At 37.9% G+C, this 17466-nt stretch carries 15 protein-coding genes; 11 read left to right on the forward strand and 4 right to left on the reverse strand.

Going from position 1 to position 17466, the window contains the following annotated elements; all coding sequences use genetic code 11:
• Positions 1 to 89 precede the first annotated feature (89 nt).
• Together pnp and PVA17_RS00620 are read left to right on the forward strand one after the other, a co-directional pair.
• Positions 90 to 2204: a polyribonucleotide nucleotidyltransferase gene (pnp, locus tag PVA17_RS00615; protein WP_132357397.1), complete on the forward strand. Its 2115-nt coding sequence runs from the start codon at positions 90 to 92 to the stop codon at positions 2202 to 2204.
• Positions 2205 to 2582: 378 nt separating this feature from the next.
• Positions 2583 to 3806 carry a M16 family metallopeptidase gene (locus tag PVA17_RS00620; protein WP_274066608.1) on the forward strand — a complete coding sequence of 408 codons (1224 nt, stop codon included), beginning with the start codon at positions 2583 to 2585 and terminating at the stop codon, positions 3804 to 3806.
• Between the two features lie 45 nt (positions 3807 to 3851).
• Here the strand turns inward: PVA17_RS00620 and PVA17_RS00625 are convergent, their stop codons facing one another.
• From PVA17_RS00625 to PVA17_RS00640, 4 genes are read right to left on the reverse strand one after another with little or no spacing between them, the layout of a single operon-like run.
• On the reverse strand, positions 3852 to 4460 hold the full coding sequence (locus PVA17_RS00625; protein WP_274066609.1) for an ABC-2 transporter permease: 609 nt from the start codon (positions 4458 to 4460) through the stop codon (positions 3852 to 3854).
• Between the two features lie 14 nt (positions 4461 to 4474).
• Entirely contained in the window at positions 4475 to 5101 is a 627-nt protein-coding gene (locus tag PVA17_RS00630) for an ABC-2 transporter permease (RefSeq protein ID WP_274066610.1), read from the reverse strand.
• A 2-nt stretch (positions 5102 to 5103) separates the two neighbouring features.
• Positions 5104 to 5946, reverse strand: a complete 843-nt coding sequence (locus PVA17_RS00635) for an ABC transporter ATP-binding protein (RefSeq protein ID WP_274066611.1) — start codon at positions 5944 to 5946, stop codon at positions 5104 to 5106.
• Positions 5947 to 6324: a GntR family transcriptional regulator gene (locus tag PVA17_RS00640; RefSeq protein WP_132357392.1), complete on the reverse strand. Its 378-nt coding sequence runs from the start codon at positions 6322 to 6324 to the stop codon at positions 5947 to 5949.
• A 143-nt stretch (positions 6325 to 6467) separates the two neighbouring features.
• On the opposite strand from PVA17_RS00640, the gene PVA17_RS00645 reads away from it, so the two are divergent.
• The 9 genes from PVA17_RS00645 (at position 6468) to PVA17_RS00685 (ending at position 17016) form a co-directional block, all read left to right on the forward strand.
• The gene (locus tag PVA17_RS00645) at positions 6468 to 6731 is read left to right on the forward strand and encodes a YlmC/YmxH family sporulation protein (RefSeq protein ID WP_132357391.1); all 264 of its coding nucleotides are present in this window, start codon (positions 6468 to 6470) and stop codon (positions 6729 to 6731) included.
• Between the two features lie 9 nt (positions 6732 to 6740).
• A complete protein-coding gene (locus tag PVA17_RS00650; RefSeq protein WP_132357390.1) occupies positions 6741 to 7520 on the forward strand; it encodes a dipicolinate synthase in 780 nt (259 codons plus the stop codon).
• Positions 7514 to 8104: a dipicolinate synthase subunit B gene (locus tag PVA17_RS00655; protein WP_132357389.1), complete on the forward strand. Its 591-nt coding sequence runs from the start codon at positions 7514 to 7516 to the stop codon at positions 8102 to 8104. Before PVA17_RS00650 ends, PVA17_RS00655 begins: the two co-directional genes overlap by 7 nt.
• Positions 8105 to 8186: 82 nt before the next feature.
• Positions 8187 to 9224: an aspartate-semialdehyde dehydrogenase gene (locus PVA17_RS00660; protein ID WP_132357388.1), complete on the forward strand. Its 1038-nt coding sequence runs from the start codon at positions 8187 to 8189 to the stop codon at positions 9222 to 9224.
• Positions 9225 to 9237: 13 nt separating this feature from the next.
• Positions 9238 to 10155 carry a 4-hydroxy-tetrahydrodipicolinate synthase gene (dapA, locus tag PVA17_RS00665; RefSeq protein WP_132357387.1) on the forward strand — a complete coding sequence of 306 codons (918 nt, stop codon included), beginning with the start codon at positions 9238 to 9240 and terminating at the stop codon, positions 10153 to 10155.
• Positions 10156 to 10541: 386 nt separating this feature from the next.
• A complete protein-coding gene (locus PVA17_RS00670) occupies positions 10542 to 12209 on the forward strand; it encodes a ribonuclease J (RefSeq protein ID WP_132357386.1) in 1668 nt (555 codons plus the stop codon).
• 461 nt (positions 12210 to 12670) lie between these two features.
• The gene (locus PVA17_RS00675; RefSeq protein ID WP_274066612.1) at positions 12671 to 14959 is read left to right on the forward strand and encodes an FtsK/SpoIIIE family DNA translocase; all 2289 of its coding nucleotides are present in this window, start codon (positions 12671 to 12673) and stop codon (positions 14957 to 14959) included.
• Between the two features lie 186 nt (positions 14960 to 15145).
• Positions 15146 to 15874 (forward strand): GntR family transcriptional regulator, encoded by a 729-nt coding sequence (locus PVA17_RS00680; RefSeq protein WP_132357384.1) that lies wholly within the window; start codon positions 15146 to 15148, stop codon positions 15872 to 15874.
• A gap of 53 nt (positions 15875 to 15927) precedes the next feature.
• Positions 15928 to 17016: a BMP family lipoprotein gene (locus tag PVA17_RS00685; RefSeq protein WP_274066613.1), complete on the forward strand. Its 1089-nt coding sequence runs from the start codon at positions 15928 to 15930 to the stop codon at positions 17014 to 17016.
• Positions 17017 to 17466 lie beyond the last annotated feature (450 nt).

A 17466-nucleotide genomic window follows, 5' to 3' on the forward strand; every position in this document is an offset into this window, starting at 1 on the left:
ATTTAGCATAGAACAAGCATTTTTGGTACACTTACTATTAGTACATACAGACGCAGTAAGTGTTTTTATAATAGAGAGGGGTTCATTGAATGAACGAAAAGAAAGTCTATTCCTATGAATGGGCTGGCCGTCCACTTGTAATCGAAGTTGGACAGTTAGCAAAACAAGCAAATGGGGCCGTATTAGTACGCTATGGTGATACATCTGTACTTTCAACTGCAACAATGTCAAAATCACCGAAACCACTTGATTTCTTCCCATTAACAGTAAACTACGAAGAACGTTTATACGCAGCGGGTAAAATTCCTGGTGGCTTTATTAAACGTGAAGGACGTCCATCTGAAAAAGCAATATTAGCAAGCCGTTTGATTGACCGTCCAATTCGTCCAATGTTCCCAGACGGTTTCCGTAATGAAGTACAAGTTATTTCAATGGTTATGTCTAACGATCCGGATTGCACGTCTGAAATGGCTGCAATGGTTGGTTCATCATTAGCGTTAGCTATCTCGGATATTCCATTCGACGGGCCAATTGCAGGTGTACAAGTTGGATATATTGACGGTAAATTTATTGTGAACCCGACAGTGGAACAAGCTAATCAATCGACGATCCATCTATCTGTAGCAGGTAACAAGGATGCTATCAACATGGTTGAAGCAGGTGCACTAGAAGTACCGGAAGAAGTAATGCTAGAAGCCATTATGTTCGGTCATGAAGAAATCAAAAAAATTATTGCTTTCCAAGAGCAAATTGTTGCAGAAGTAGGGAAAGAAAAATTACCGGTAACATTATTTGAAATTGATGAAGCGATTCAAGCAGATATAAAAGCAGCTTGTGAGACTGACATGCATGATGCAATTCAAACTGCAGAAAAACATGCACGTGATGAGGCGATTCAAGCAGTAAAAGACCGTGTTATTGCTTCTTATGAAGAGCAAGAAGCGGATGAAGTAACAATGAAGCAAGTATACACAATTCTAGATAAAATGGTTAAAGACGAAGTGCGTCGCCAGATTACAGAAGATAAAGTTCGTCCAGATGGTCGTAAGTTAGACGAAATCCGTCCACTTTCTTCTGAAACTCAGCTTTTACAACGTACTCACGGTTCAGCATTATTTACGCGTGGTCAAACACAAGCTCTTTCTATTTGTACGTTAGGTGCACTAGGTGACGTACAAATTATCGACGGCTTAGGTGTGGAAGAATCAAAACGCTTTATGCATCACTATAACTTCCCACAATTTTCTGTAGGGGAAACAGGTCCAATTCGTGGGCCAGGTCGTCGTGAAATCGGTCATGGTGCACTAGGAGAGCGTGCTCTTGATGCGGTTATTCCAGATGAATCTGTATTCCCATATACAATCCGTTGTGTATCGGAAGTACTTGAGTCAAACGGTTCTACATCTCAAGCTTCTATCTGTGCTTCAACGTTAGCGATGATGGATGCTGGTGTGCCATTAAAAGCACCTGTAGCAGGTATTGCAATGGGTCTTATTAAAAAAGGCGAACATTACTCTATTTTAACTGATATTCAAGGTATGGAAGATCACCTTGGAGATATGGACTTTAAAGTTGCTGGTACAGCTAAAGGTGTAACAGCACTTCAAATGGACATTAAAATTGATGGTTTATCACGCAATATTTTAGAAGAAGCATTAACACAGGCTAAAATTGGCCGTATGCATATTTTAGAATCAATGCTGGCTACTCTTGCAGAACCACGTGAAAAATTATCTGCATTTGCACCGAAAATTGTCATCGTGAAAATCAATCCTGATAAAATTCGCGATGTCATCGGACCTGGTGGTAAACAAATTAACAAAATTATTGAAGAAACTGGCGTAAAAATTGATACTGAGCAAGATGGTACAATTTACATCTCTTCTGCAGATGAAGAAATGAACGCTCGTGCAAAACAAATTATCGAAGACATCGTACGTGAAGCAAAAGTTGGCGAGTATTACTTATCAACAGTGAAACGTATTGAAAAATTCGGTGCGTTCTGTGAAATATTCCCAGGAAAAGATGGTTTACTTCACATTTCTGAAATTCAAGAGGAACGTACAAAACAAGTTGAAGATGTATTAAAACTTGGCGATCAATTACTTGTAAAAGTTATTGAAATTGACAAGCAAGGTCGTGTGAATTTATCTCGTAAAGTTGTGATCCAAGAGGAAAAAGAACGCGCTGAGCAAGATAAATAATAAATTGTAGAAAAGGCTGCGTATAATGCGCAGCCTTTTTTAAATCAAGTATAAGGAATTTGGTTCTATAACGGATAATTTTGGGGAAGCTTGGTTCATCACTAAAGTCGTGGATGACTTTTGGTAAAACGTATACTATGTAAATAAGTTGATTGAAGTGGCTCATCGGACTTAAAGCTATGCTCTGTGCGAAAGCGAAGCGTCAGCAACAAATGTTTTCTGTAGCGAAAGCGAAGCGTCAGCACCAATGTTTTTTGTAGCGAAAGCGAAGCGTCAGCTACAAAGCGCCCAGTCGGAACGGAAATCAACAACACGTTTTGGTGATGACCCCACATTATGCCTTTGATGTAGAACCAGAGATAAATTGGGGGAGATTTTTTGGTACAAGTACATACATGTCAGAATGGTGTGCGTATTGTGTCTGAGCAAATCGATCATGTAAGATCTGTTGCGCTAGGCATTTTTGTTAATGCAGGATCTCGTTTTGAGCTACCTGAGGAAAATGGTATTACACATTTTATAGAACATATGCTTTTTAAAGGGACAAAAACTCGAACGGCTCGCCAAATTGCTGAAGAATTTGATCGAATTGGTGGAGAATTAAATGCCTTTACATCCAAGGAAAACACGTGTTATTATGCAAAGGTTTTAGACCATCATGCTGAGCTTGCAGTTACAATTTTAGCAGATATGTTCTTTAATTCTACGTTTGCAACGGAAGAATTAGAGAAGGAAAGACAAGTGGTACTAGAGGAAATATTAATGAGTGAAGACGCAGCTGATGACGATGTTCATGAAAAGCTATGGGGAGTCATGTATCCAGACGACGCACTCGGTCGTCCAATTCTCGGAACTGCGGCTACTTTAAAAACATTTACAGCAAATATGATCCGTAATTACATAGCTAAACATTATGGTCCAAAATCAGTTGTTATTTCAATAGCAGGAAATATTTCTGCGAAGCTCATGCAAACAATTGAAGATTTATTTGGCCAATATCAGCCATCCCCACTTGCGGTTGAACCTGTGCTTTCGAATCCTCATTTTTATCCAGGAGAGGTTTCTAAAACTCGCGATACAGAGCAAGCGCATTTGGCTATTTCTTATCCAGCAATTGGTGTAAAGGATCCAGATATGTATAGCTTTATTGCACTTAATAATATTATTGGTGGTAATATGAGCTCTCGTTTGTTCCAAGAAGTACGCGAAGAACGTGGTTTAGCTTATTCAATATTTTCTTACCAATCTTGTTATGCGGATGTTGGAGCATTTACGATTTATGGTAGTACAAGTCGTCAACAATTATCACAGCTTCAACATACAATTGATGCGACATTACTTGATATCGTAGTAGGTGGCGTGACAGAGGAAGAACTTATGAATGCGAAGGAACAGCTAAAGGGTAGTTTTGTACTCGGTCTAGAGGGGACAGGTGCTCGTATGAACCGCAACGGTACAAGTGAGTTAGTACATCGTAAACATCGTTCAGTAGATGAAGTATTAGCGTCAATCGATGCTGTCTCAATGGAATCGATCGATCGCTTAATCGCTAAAATTTTGAAAGCTGAGCCAGCTATATCAAATATCGGTCCCAAAGATTAAAACAAGGTTGCCGTTAATAGGCAACCTTTTCTCGATTGTGTTGCTTTAAAATACCTCTCTTGCTAAATATAACGTATGGCTTTGACGAAAAATAAAATTACTAATGAGTAAACTTATAAGTGTAGGAATTAACATAATGATCAAATTTTCGGCTATTTGAGATAAATAGTAATGAATAGGGAAATTAATTGTGAAAATAAGGAATATAGCTATTATCATTCTAAAATAACGCATCCTCTTTTCTAGATGATGGATATAAAACTGGCTGGAGATGAGTAAAGAAGCACTGCTAATATAGGCGAAGTACATGGCAAAATGCTCCGGAAAATTATTATCAGCTGCTGTTTGTGAAAAATAAGCAGGTGCTATTACAACAAAAAGTAGCATCACGATACCGTGACAATATAGAAAATCAGCTTGTAGCTGTGTTTTTCTTGTCAAAGGTAGACTATTCACAAACAATTCCCAATTTACTTTTTGATCGTCTTTATAGATTCCTTCCACAATGGAAGCAGAAAAAACTGCCGCAAATATTACTATTGCGGGATTATCTAAAAAAGGTATTTCCATATAACTTATGATCGTACAAATAAGAACTGCAAATAGAATGGACCATTTTTGGATCATTATTCTTTGTAAAAGTAAAGCCTGCATTAACCCTTTCCCTCCTAGAATTCTTTTTGTTGATAAATTGCGGTTGAAATGAGAGAGGACAACCATAAGATTAAAAGTCCAGCAAAAGGAGCAACAAACATATACGGTTTTAAGTTGGATAAAATGACTGTCATATCTGGAAAATACTCTTTTAAAAGACCAAATAAGAAACCAGGTATGAAGCAAAGAGCAATAAGAACCATTCTTCCCTTTATCGAACCGAATTTAATGTAGATCGGTAATAAAAGTGCTAGCATACAAAAGGCTAATGTCACAAGAAGAATAAATGTTGGAAAAAACGCTGCTGATGCCCAGTTATTCGTAAAACGATGAATAATAAAGACAATTGGTAGTGCGAGTATAAGCCCAAAAAGCATAAGGAGGATACTAAGTATATATTTACTAAGTACTATGTCCCCTTTTGAAATGGGTAAAGTATTTGCATATTTATCCCAACTGCTTTGTTCATCGTAGGTAAGAGCAGTTATAGTTTGAAAGGTCACGATAAATATAATTATTGTAAAGAGCATTAACCCTTGTTGCATAAAAATTGATATAAATAGGAAGAAAATTAACACGAAAGCCTGTGTTTTTAGTTGACGTTGAATCGTCATTAAATCTTTTAAGATAAGACCTGCCATGCTCAAACACTACCTTTCACATAAAATAGCATGATATCTTCTATAGATGGCTTTTCAAGGGAGAATACCTCATTTACTTCATTTTTTAGAACTAAAGCTTCTGTTCCAAAGGTTCCATTACGTTTTCTTATAATGGCATGCTCTGGTATTACACTTACTTCTTCATGATCGCCTTTAAATATGCCGTACTCATAGATAAGTACATCTTTACTTTCGCTAAATAAAATCTCCCCATTATGAATGAATGTAATGTAGTCAGCTATTTTTTCTAAATCACTTGTTATATGAGAAGAAAATAGGATGCTATGGGTTTCATCCTGCATAAACGTTAAAAACAAATCGAGAATTTCATCACGAATAATTGGATCTAGCCCACTCGTAGGTTCATCTAAAATTAATAGCTTTGGATGATGCGACATGGCTAATGCAATGGACAGCTTCATCCTCATTCCTCGAGATAATTCTTTTACCTTCTTGCTCACTGGAATTTTAAATTGTGCTAATCGTTCGAAATAATAGCTTGAATCCCATGTTTTAAATACTTTTTTCATAAATTTGTCGAGCTGCGTCGCATTGAGCGTTTCAGGCACATGTAAATCGTCAAAAACCACACCGATGTCGTTTTTTATCGATAATTCATGTTCGACAACATCCTTGCCAAATAGCAAAATTTCGCCATGTTCTTTTTTGAGTAAGTTAAGTATGCATTTAATTGTAGTAGACTTCCCAGCACCGTTTTCTCCTACAAAACCCATGACAGTGCCTTGAGGTACTGAAAAACTTACATCATTAAGAGCAAACCCTTCAAAGCTTTTCTGTAAATCATAAACTTCAATAGCATTCATTTAGTTGTCCTCCTCCAAAATTAATGAAAGTAACTCCTGTAATTCCTCTTTTGTTAGCCCTGCAGTTTTGGCCGTTTTCACTGCCAGTTGCATATGCTTTTCAACTTGACGTAATAATTCCTCGCGCAGAAAATCCTGATTTCGTTCTGTAACAAAACTTCCTTTACCAGCTACTGTTTCAATAAATCCATCTCGCTCTAAATCAGCATAAGCTCGCTTCGTTGTCATAACGCTAATTTTTAAATCCTTTGCAAGTGCACGAATAGATGGTAGTGCGTCACCTGCTTGTAATTTATTGGCTAGTATCGCTTCCTTAAGCTGTATGGTTATTTGCTCATAGATGGGTTTATCACTGGCATTGCTTAAATGAATATGCACAAATTTCTCACCTCGCACAACTGTATATACACACTATACACAGTTTGGTGAATAAATGCAATATTTTCATACTTTGGGTAAGGGTCACGAATTGCAAAAACTCGGCATATATTGGGGTAACGGTTCAAGGAGGGAGATGAGGCATGCTACTATCAGAGATGGTGGATAAAGAGTTAATTCAAATTGAGGGTGGCGTACATTTTGGTATATTGGCACATACAGAATGTCTATTAGATGTGCAAACAGGAAAAATTCATGGTTTTGAGATTGTTAAAGATAAATTGCCATTCCAAAAAAAGAAAGTAAAAGTTAGTGAAATGATACCTTGGCATGAAATTATACTAATTGGAGAAGATCGAATTTTATTTAACAAAACAACGACGGTACAGTCAGAATTTTTACAGTGAGGTGAGCTTTTGGAAAATGAAAAATGGCTTGTTATCGGTGAGGATCAAAGATTAAAGGAATTAGCTACTATGCTAAGAAGCCCATCGAGAACGGTATTTTATAAAAGAACATCAGTTTGGAATGAAGAGTTAAATAAGCTTGTATTAGAATTCCAACCAAATAGAATTGTTCTTCCCATCCTGCCACTAAAAATTGAAGTGGAACAGCTTTATGGGATATCCCAAGTTAAGTTTTATACAGGGCGTTTGACTATGCATTGGAAGCAATTGCTTGAGAAAAATGAAACAAATTGTTATTTACAACAAGAATCTTTTATTTGGCAAAACGCAAGATTAACAGCCGAAGGGTTTATCGCCACGTTTTACGGACTCGAGCAAAAATGCATTTACGGACAAAACTTTACGATCGCAGGTTTTGGACGCACAGCTAAAATGCTTGCCTCTTTACTTGTCAAGATGGGCGCTAATGTCCATATAGTTGCGCGTTCAGTTGTACAAGTGAGTGAAGCAAAGGCATATGGTTATAAAGCTACGAATTTAGACGACCGCAAATGGTCAGTTAATGATGGGATTTTTATCAATACGATTCCAGCTAAATGGATTACAGAATCATTCCTAGATCATGTCCCAGCTGTCCTATATGATTTGGCTTCAGAGCCTGGCTGTTTAGATATAGACACTGAGCAATTACAAACGTACGTACTATTGCCATCATTACCTGGGAAATACTTTGCACATGATGCAGCTACAATATTGTGCAAGGCAATAGAGGAGGAAGAAAATTGCTAACGGGTAAACGAATTGGTTTAGGTATTACAGCCTCTCACTGTACGTATGAGGATGTAGTACCTAAAATTCAAAACTTTATAGATGCAGGAGCAACAGTTATTCCAATAATTACGCATTCTGTGTTACATGCGGCTACGCGTTTTGGTACCGGAGAGGAGTGGATTGCAAAAATAGAGGAATTGACTGGTGAAAAGGTAATATCCTCTATTAAAGAGGCAGAACCATTCGGACCATCCAATCCATTGGATGCGATGGTTATAGCGCCGATGACTGGCAATAGTATTAGTAAATTTGCTAATGCAGCAACAGATAGTCCAGTATTGATGGCTGCTAAGGCAACATTGCGAAACGGTTCTCCTGTAGTCCTAGGCATCTCAACAAATGATGCGCTTGGCTTAAATGGTATGAATATTATGAGGCTGCTAAATGCTAAAAACATTTACTTTATTCCATTCGGGCAGGACTCCCCGCATTCCAAGCCAAATTCCTTGATTGCTGATTTTGATCAAATGGTCGCCACTGTACATGAAGCGATTACGGAGAAAAAACAATTACAACCACTGTTTATACAATATTTCAAATAATTCACGAATTACACACAATTTTCAGTATTTTTGTGATACAATAGCACACATTATGGAACATGTATTCAAGGAGAGATGACAGATGACAAAGCAGTTAGTAGTTGCGGTTGTTGGAGCAACAGGGGCAGTAGGCACAAAAATGATGGAACAGCTAATTAAACGGAACTTTCCAATCGGAGATATAAAATTTTTAGCTTCTGCACGTTCAGCAGGGAAACCAATCGAATTTAATGGTAAGACATATACAATTGAAGAAGCGACACCTGAAGCTTTTGAAGGCGTCAATGTCGCTTTATTCTCAGCTGGTGGTTCTGTCTCAGCGGTACTGGCGCCAGAAGCGGCAAAACGTGGTGCCGTAGTAATCGATAATACGAGCCATTTCCGCATGGATCCAGAGGTACCACTAGTTGTGCCTGAAGTAAATCGTGGCGATCTTGCTAAGCATAAAGGGATTATTGCGAATCCAAACTGCTCTACAATTCAAATGATGGCTGCACTTGAACCTATTCGTAATGCATTTGGCTTAACTAAAATTATTGTATCAACATACCAAGCCGTTTCAGGTGCAGGTATTTCTGCTATTCAAGAATTAAAGGCACAAAGTGAAAATTGGGATGCAGGTAAGGATGTAGAAGCAAATATTTTACCTTCTGGTAGCGACAAACGTCATTATCCAATCGCTCGTAATGTCATTCCACAAATTGATAAATTTACAGACAATGGCTTTACATACGAAGAAATGAAAATGATTAATGAAACGAAGAAAATCATGCATGCACCAGAACTAAAAGTAGCAGCAACTTGTGTTCGCGTGCCAGTCGTTTCAGGACACTCTGAATCTGTTTATATTGAAGTAGAAAAAGAAGCAACGGTACAGGAGGTTTTTGAAGTATTACGCAGTGCACCAGGAGTAGTATTACAAGATGATATCGCAACACAAACTTACCCAATGCCTATCTATGCAGAAGGGGAAGATGCTACTTATGTAGGTCGTATCCGTCAAGACTTAGACAATAAAAAAGGATTCCACCTATGGATTGTTTCTGACAATCTTTTAAAAGGCGCTGCATTAAACTCTATTCAAATTGCAGAAGCAATGCTGGAGGATAACTTACTATAAGAGGGGTGTAAGGATGAATTTAGGTCGAATTGGAACGGCGATGATTACGCCGTTCAAAGAAGATGGCACGATTAATTATCCAGAACTAGAACGTATTATTAATTATTTGATTGATAATGGTACAGATTGTATTGTCGCATGTGGCACAACCTCTGAAAATCCAACTATGTCCACAGAAGAAAAAATTGAAGTTGTACGCTTTACAGTAGAAAAAGTAGCAGGCCGTGTACCTGTAATTGCAGGTACAGGGGATAACGAGACTGCTTACTCTATTGCAATGACGCACAAGGCTGAAGAAAATGGTGCAGATGGTATTATGCTTGTAGCACCGTATTATAATAAGCCAAATCAACGCGGTATTTTTGCCCATTTTGAGACAATTGCAAAAGAAACAAGTTTACCTGTCATGCTTTATAACGTGCCAGGACGTACAGGCGTCAATATTGCCTATGAAACTTCCGTTGCTTTAAGTAAAATCCCTAATATTTCTTGGATTAAAGAAGCGAGTGGCAATTTAGATCAAATGGGCGATATTATTGAGAATGTTGATTCAGATGATGATTTCTTCGTTTATAGTGGGGATGATGGTTTAACACTTCCACTACTAGCAATAGGCGGAGCTGGAATTATTTCTGTTGCTGCTCATGTTGTCGGAAATGATATGCAATTAATGATTAAAGCGTTTGAAGAAGGAAATCACGAGCTAGCAGCCAAAATTCACCGAGCATTATTACCACTTGTACGTGCGTTGTTCGCACAGCCAAACCCATCGCCTATAAAATACGCGATGACAAAATTAGGCTTTGATACACTTAATGTTCGTCTGCCAATGATGGAAATGACAGATGAGGAAAAAGCAAACTTTGACCGCATTTGGGATACGTATCAAGAAAAAGCGAAAAGCTTTAGAAAAATAAGTACCTTTAGTTAAATCCTCAGACCGTAAACAAACGTGAGATTTTTTAGTTTGTTTGCGGTCTTTTTCTTTTTGTTAAAAATATAAAGATCATTGCTCGAAGGGATGCCCCCTCATGGTAGATAGTATCCGCTCAAGCGCTGGAACAACCATACAGAGAAAAGGCTTACAATCCGCGATATACCCATTGCCACAAGATTACGTCGCTAAATAAAAGGCAAAAATTAAACCTTTCACAATGCTACATACTTATCAAGCTTTCCATCTATTAGTAATAAAATTAGCAAAAAATTTCTGTTTCCTTCATGAAAGTTGAATTTTTAATTTGTGCAAAAGCTTTGCAAACCGTATAATAAATCTTAAGTGGTTGCTGTTCGGGATATTTTTTAGGAGGAAATAAATTGACAAAAAAGAAAAATGAATTAATTCGCATCATCCCACTTGGTGGCGTCGGCGAAATTGGGAAAGCAATGTACGTAGTAGAAATTGACGAAGAGCTATTTGTAGTGGATAGCGGCTTAATGTTCCCTGAAGACGAAATGCTGGGCATTGATATCGTGATTCCGGATATTACGTATTTAGAAGAAAATAAAGATCGTGTGAAAGGGATTTTCTTAACACATGGTCATGAAGATGCAATTGGCTCGATTGCCTATGTATTACAAAAAGTGAAAGCGCCAGTGTACGGATCAAAATTAACAATTGCACTTGCCAAGGAACATTTAAAGGAGTTGCCTGCACCACATCAGGTGAAATTCTTTGAGGTGACGAACCGTAGTCGTATGAATTTTAACTCAACGTATGTGACATTCTTCCATACAACACATAGTATTCCCGATTCGTTAGGGGTAGTGTTCCATACATCTGAAGGAGCAATTGTTCATACAGGGGAGTTTAAATTCGATCAATCAGCGACAGGCAAATTTAAGCCTGATTTAGCAAAAATGGCTCAGTTAGGAGAAGAAGGCGTATTTATTCTATTATCTGAGTCGAGTGAAGCTGAGCGACCAGGTTATACGACATCTGAGATTGTCATTGAAGAGCAATTATCAAAAACATTCCATTCAGCACCAGGTCGTATTTTAGTTGCTGTTTATGCATCGAATTTTATTCGTATTCAACAAGTAATTACACAAGCTCAAAAGTCTTTCCGTAAAGTAGTCATCGTAGGAAAACCTTTAGAGAAAGCTGTAGATTTAGGTGTACAGCTAGGTTACTTAACGGCTGAGGAAGATACAATCATCCCTATTTCTGAAATGCAAAAATATCAAGATGATGAGATTATTATTATTGCGACAGGTAATAAAGGGGAGCCACTTGATGCATTAGAGAAAATCGTCCGTAAACATCACCGAGACATTAAAATAAAGCAAGATGATACCGTATTAATTACTTTTACACCATCTCCAAGTATGGAAGTGCAGATGGCTAATACGATGAACTCTATTGCAAAAGCAGGCGCTGAAATTTTAACATCTAGCAAAAATGTACATGTGTCGGGTCACGGTAGCCAAGAGGATTTAAAATTAATGCTAAATTTAATGCAACCGAAGTACTTTATCCCTGTGCAAGGTGAGTACCGTATGCTTATTGCTCACTCTAAGCTTGCTCAACAACTAGGTATGCAAAAATCACAAATTTTTATCGCCGATAAAGGGGATATTGTAGAATATAAAAATGGTAAAATGCGAATGAGTGGTCGTGTACAAGCTGGTAATGTATTAATAGACGGTATTGGTGTTGGGGATGTAGGCAACATCGTACTTCGCGATCGTAAGTTATTATCGCAGGATGGTATTTTCATTGTTGTTGTAACGTTAAACCGTGCTCAAAAGAAAATTGCATCTGGTCCAGAAATTTTATCGCGTGGTTTCGTATATGTACGCGAATCAGAAGAATTGATGGTAGAAGCTTCTGAGATTGCGAAAACTGTTATTGAAAAATACGTTGGTAAAGATACATTTGAATGGACAAACATTAAACAAGAAATTCGAGATACACTAAATACGTATTTATTCCAAAAAACGAAGCGCCGCCCAATGATTATCCCAATCATTATGGAATATTAAAATGAAAGATCATCGTTGAATGAAAAAGGATTTTCTAACCGAATGTAAACGGTGGAAAATCCTTTTTTTGGCTCGAACCTAATGGTGAGAATATATTTGTTAAAACGTATGTCATTTTTCTTCATTGAGTAGAAGGCTCCCACCTCTGAGCCTGCATCGGTAAAAATGCCATGTCCTGTGGCATTACCGAAATGACCAACATCGTGTCGGTCCTCGTGCAGGCCTGCGCACAATGCAAAATTGTTTATTTGTAGCGAAAGCGAAGCGACAGGCCATTACTACGCCAAGGTAAAATTGGTCAGAGGGTGGATTTCCGTTCCGGCTGAAGTCTTTAGGAAAGCCCAGCCGGAACAAAGATTAACGACACGTTATGGTGCTGAGTCTATTTTTTGAAATAAACAAGTTCTACATGATATTATTCGCTACATATATAGAATGGATTACAAAAGAAGGTGAAATAGATGGCCACTAGAAAAAAAAGAAAAGTCACGAAAAGTAAAACGTCTACAGAAAAAAAAGAAATGCATCCACTTATGTATGAAATTTTAGGACTTATCTTCATTGCATTAGCGGTTATTATGATGTTTGAATATGGCATGATTGGACGTGTTCTCCAAACAATCGCAATGTTTCTTTTAGGAAATTTACATTTTGCTGTGCCATTTATGTTGATATTTGTTGCGTTATTACTAATGATTGGGCGGAAAAAAGTGAGCATTTATGATCGTCTCATATTAGGGATGCTCCTTATTGTTATGAGTTTAACAATTTTTAGTCACGGTATTCTTTTTGAACAATTATCAAAATCTGGTGGTTTATTATCAGACTCTGTGTTGCGAGAATCTTGGCGAATATTAATTAATTCAGAGGGTATTATCCATCGAAGTAACGCACTTGGCGGAGGTATGATTGGTGCACTGTTATTCAGCGCTCTACATGTATTATTTGAGGCAACAGGTGCAAAGGTCGTTGCATGGGTTATTTTCTTTATCGGCTTAATTTTAGTAACAGGAAAGGCGCTTGTTCCATATTTAGCAGAAAAAATGCCTGACCTTTTTGGGAAATGGCAAAAGAAACATCGTGAAAAGAAAAAAAATATGCCAAAGAAATCTAAAAATCGCCGTTCAAAAGTAGAAAGCAAGGATGAAATCGCAGCTGTCGAACAGGAGCCAGAGGTACAAGAGGAAGAGGAAGATTCTTATGAACCAATCATCTCTGCCTTTACGCAAAATGTATCTCATGAACGGGAAGAATATGCAACAGCTGAAAATGAAGATATTGAACATGGAGATATGGTTGATGATGTCCATATCGAAGGGGCAGATACTGTAGAAAATGCAGATTATCAACTACCGTCTTATAATCTATTACAATTACCACCACAGCATGACCAAAGTGGCGAATATTCTGTTATTCAGGCCAATGCGAAAAAGCTTGAGCAAACGTTGCAAAGCTTTGGTGTAAAAGCAAAAGTAACGCAGGTTCATTTAGGCCCAGCTGTCACGAAATATGAAATATTACCAGATATAGGTGTGAAAGTAAGTAAAATTGTAAACTTACAGGATGATCTTGCCTTAGCACTTGCTGCAAAGGATATTCGTATGGAAGCACCTATTCCAGGGAAGTCTGCAATCGGCATTGAAGTACCAAATAGTGAGGTAGCAATTGTTACATTGCGAGAAGTGTTAGAGTCTAAAGATGGTGCAAAGCCAGAAGCATTATTACAAGTCGCATTAGGTCGTGATATTACCGGACAAGCAGTACTCGCCGAGCTCAATAAAATGCCACATTTACTTGTTGCAGGTTCGACGGGTAGTGGGAAAAGTGTGTGTATAAATGGTATTGTCGTATCAATCCTAATGCGGACAAAACCACATGAAGTTAAGCTCATGATGATAGACCCGAAAATGGTGGAGTTAAATGTTTATAATGGAATTCCTCATCTACTGGCACCAGTTGTTACGGATGCTCGTAAAGCGTCTCAGGCGCTAAAGAAAGTTGTAGCTGAAATGGAGCGCCGCTATGATCTATTTTCGCATACAGGTACTCGTAATATCGAAGGCTACAATGGTCATGTACAAAAAGTTAATGAGCAAACGGATGAAAAACATCCGAAATTACCTTATATTGTGGTAATTGTGGACGAGTTAGCAGACTTAATGATGGTTGCCTCAAGTGATGTAGAAGATTCTATTACACGTTTAGCACAAATGGCACGTGCAGCAGGGATTCATTTAATAATTGCAACCCAACGACCAAGTGTTGATGTATTGACAGGTGTGATTAAAGCAAATATTCCTTCGCGTATTGCCTTTGCGGTTTCATCAGCAATCGATTCTAGAACGATTTTAGATATGGGTGGAGCGGAACGTTTACTTGGTCGAGGCGATATGCTGTTTTTACCTGCCGGTGCATCTAAACCGAAACGTGTGCAAGGTGCCTTTTTATCAGATCAAGAAGTTGAGTCAGTTGTTACCTTTGTTATAGAACAGCAAAAAGCACAGTATCAGGAGGAAATGATTCCGACCGAAGAAGAGACAATTTTAGAGGAAACCGACGACTTATTTGATGAGGCAGTACAGTTAGTTGTGAGTATGCAGACGGCCTCTGTTTCGATGTTGCAACGCCGCTTCCGTATCGGCTATTCGAGAGCTGCTCGTATTGTCGATCAAATGGAACAACGCGGTATTGTCGGGCCTTCAGAGGGTAGTAAACCTCGACAAGTGCTCATTAATCAATACGATAATTAGTTCAAAATAACGACAAAAAAATGAATAATGTTGAATATATTAAGTAGGCCCAAATTCATTTCAAAATTCGGAAGCAATTACGCTAAGGTGTAATTGCTTTCAGTCTATAAAAATGTTATATTTATGAACGATTAGTAGGAATGTTGTACATCAGATGTCTGATCTCTGATATTGGTGGTGATATATGTGACTATTAAAGCAGATCATCGTCATCTCTATCTTCAAGTAATTGATCGTTTAAAGTCTGACATTGAAACAGGCATTTTTAAAGAAAATGAAAAACTGCCTTCAGAGTTTGAATTATCGAAATCACTAGGAGTCAGTCGAGCAACGCTTAGAGAAGCGCTACGACTGTTGGAAGAGGAAAATGTTATTGTGCGTCGACATGGGGTGGGTACATTTGTAAACCCTAAGCCTTTGTTTACATCAGGTATCGAGCATTTATCGAGCATTTCTTCTATGATCGAGGCAGCAGGTATGGAACCCGGTTCCCGCTTTTTAAAGGCGACGGAAAGTATACCTTCTGAGGAAGATTTAAAACGCTTCCAATGTGATGGCGAAGATAAAATACTCACAATTGAACGTGTCAGAACAGCGGACGGCGAGCCGGTAGTATACTGCATAGACAGATTACCAGCAAGTTTCCTGCCAACTGACTTTGTTGAAAAAAAAGAAGTTTCACTTTTCTCTGCACTTGAACAATCTGGTAAAATTCATGTTGCCTATGCCGTTACATATATTGATCCAATCGGGTATCATGAGCAAGCTTCACCGATTTTAAATTGCGGGCGTGAAACAGCTCTTTTAGTATTAAAGCAGTTGCATTACGATGATCATGATCAAGTAGTGCTGTATTCAAAAAATTATTTCCGAGCTGATAAATTCAGCTTCCATGTAGTTCGTAAACGGGTGTAGAACATTTCTAGATATTTTCCTGCTAATTACAATACCTTTGGGGGGTTAACAGAATGAAGAAACGTAAATTTGGCTTAGTATTATCATCAGTTTTAGCTGCAAGTGCAATTTTAGGTGCATGTGGTACGAAAGACGAAGAAAAACCTGCAAAAGACAATGGAAATGCATCATCAGGCGAAAGCAACAAAGAAGAAGCATTCTCAGTAGCAATGGTTACTGACGTAGGTGGCGTTGATGATAAATCATTCAACCAATCTGCTTGGGAAGGTGTTCAAGCTTACGGTAAAGAAAATAACTTGAAAAAAGGTAATGGTGGCTACGATTACTTACAATCAAAATCTGACGCTGACTATGAATCAAATTTAAACGCATTATTACGTCGTGACTTTAATTTAGTATTTGGTATTGGTTATTTGATGGAAGATGCTATGACTGCAATAGCTGAAGAAAATCCAGATAAAAAATTCGCAATCGTTGATGCTTCCGTAAAAGCAGACAACGTAGCATCTATTATGTTCAAAGAGCAAGAAGGTGCTTTCTTAGCTGGTGTAGCAGCTGCGAAAATGTCTAAAACAGGGAAAATCGGCTTCGTTGGCGGAGGAGATATTCCTGTTATTAATCGCTTTGAAGCTGGATTCGTTGAAGGGGCTAAAACAGTAAATCCGGATATCGATATTCAAAGAAAATATACTGGCGCATTTGATAAAGCTGATCTTGGTAAAATGACAGCTAATAGCATGTATTCTTCAGGCGTAGATATTATCTTCCACGCTGCTGGTGCAACTGGTAACGGTGTATTCTCTGAGGCAAAGGAACGTAAGAAAAAAGATCCTAAGGCAAATGTATGGGTAATTGGTGTAGATGCTGACCAATACGAAGAAGGTAAAGTAGATGATAAAACAAACGTTACATTAACATCTATGTTAAAAGGTGTTAACGCAGCAGTTATAGATATTTCAAATAAAGCGAAAAATGGTGAGTTCCCTGGTGGCAAAACGCTTACTTATGGCTTAGCTGAAGACGGCGTGAAACTTGCAGATTCTCGTGGTGCAATCCCAGCAGATGTTCAAACTGTCATTGATGAATATAAAGAAAAAATTGCTAAAGGTGAAATTAAAGTTCCAGAAAAAGCGAAAAAATAATTCATCTTTTGATCATCATAAGGGACTTTTAACAAGACCCTTATGATGATTTTTCAATCTATCGTTATATTTTGACTATTCGCAATACTCTATTGGATGCTATTTGTTTACCATAGAGGTAGTAATTTTTCTATGAGTTTATCAAAAGAATAGTAATGATGGTATCAAGTTAATAGAAGAAAGGTTTCTAACGATGACCTTTCCTGTATTAATTTATCTTCATTCAGAAGAATATCTACCTCTATTAGTGGGACATACATCGTGAATTTTTGTTAATAGGGTACATAATACCACTGAGCGAAGATGGAACCTCCGGCTGAGGTCATTGCTGTCGATGTGAAAAAACGTTGAACTAACAGTGACTATAGCTAGTATTAAGTTTGTCTCAAACAAATCTAAATAACGGTTTCAAAAACTGGACGTATTGTTTATGTGTGCGAAAGCGAAAGT

It is taken from the genome of Lysinibacillus sp. CNPSo 3705 (genome assembly GCF_028674935.1).
Lineage (GTDB): Bacteria > Bacillota > Bacilli > Bacillales_A > Planococcaceae > Lysinibacillus.

Coding starts and splice junctions, on each gene's coding strand:
- PVA17_RS00645 (WP_132357391.1), top strand. CDS start 6,468: ATGCTACTATCAGAGATGGTGGATAAAGAGTTAATTCAAATTGAGGGT.
- PVA17_RS00685 (WP_274066613.1), top strand. CDS start 15,928: ATGAAGAAACGTAAATTTGGCTTAGTATTATCATCAGTTTTAGCTGCA.
- PVA17_RS00635 (WP_274066611.1), bottom strand. CDS start 5,946: ATGAATGCTATTGAAGTTTATGATTTACAGAAAAGCTTTGAAGGGTTT.
- pnp (WP_132357397.1), top strand. CDS start 90: ATGAACGAAAAGAAAGTCTATTCCTATGAATGGGCTGGCCGTCCACTT.
- dapA (WP_132357387.1), top strand. CDS start 9,238: ATGAATTTAGGTCGAATTGGAACGGCGATGATTACGCCGTTCAAAGAA.
- PVA17_RS00625 (WP_274066609.1), bottom strand. CDS start 4,460: ATGCAGGCTTTACTTTTACAAAGAATAATGATCCAAAAATGGTCCATT.
- PVA17_RS00675 (WP_274066612.1), top strand. CDS start 12,671: ATGGCCACTAGAAAAAAAAGAAAAGTCACGAAAAGTAAAACGTCTACA.
- PVA17_RS00660 (WP_132357388.1), top strand. CDS start 8,187: ATGACAAAGCAGTTAGTAGTTGCGGTTGTTGGAGCAACAGGGGCAGTA.
- PVA17_RS00630 (WP_274066610.1), bottom strand. CDS start 5,101: ATGGCAGGTCTTATCTTAAAAGATTTAATGACGATTCAACGTCAACTA.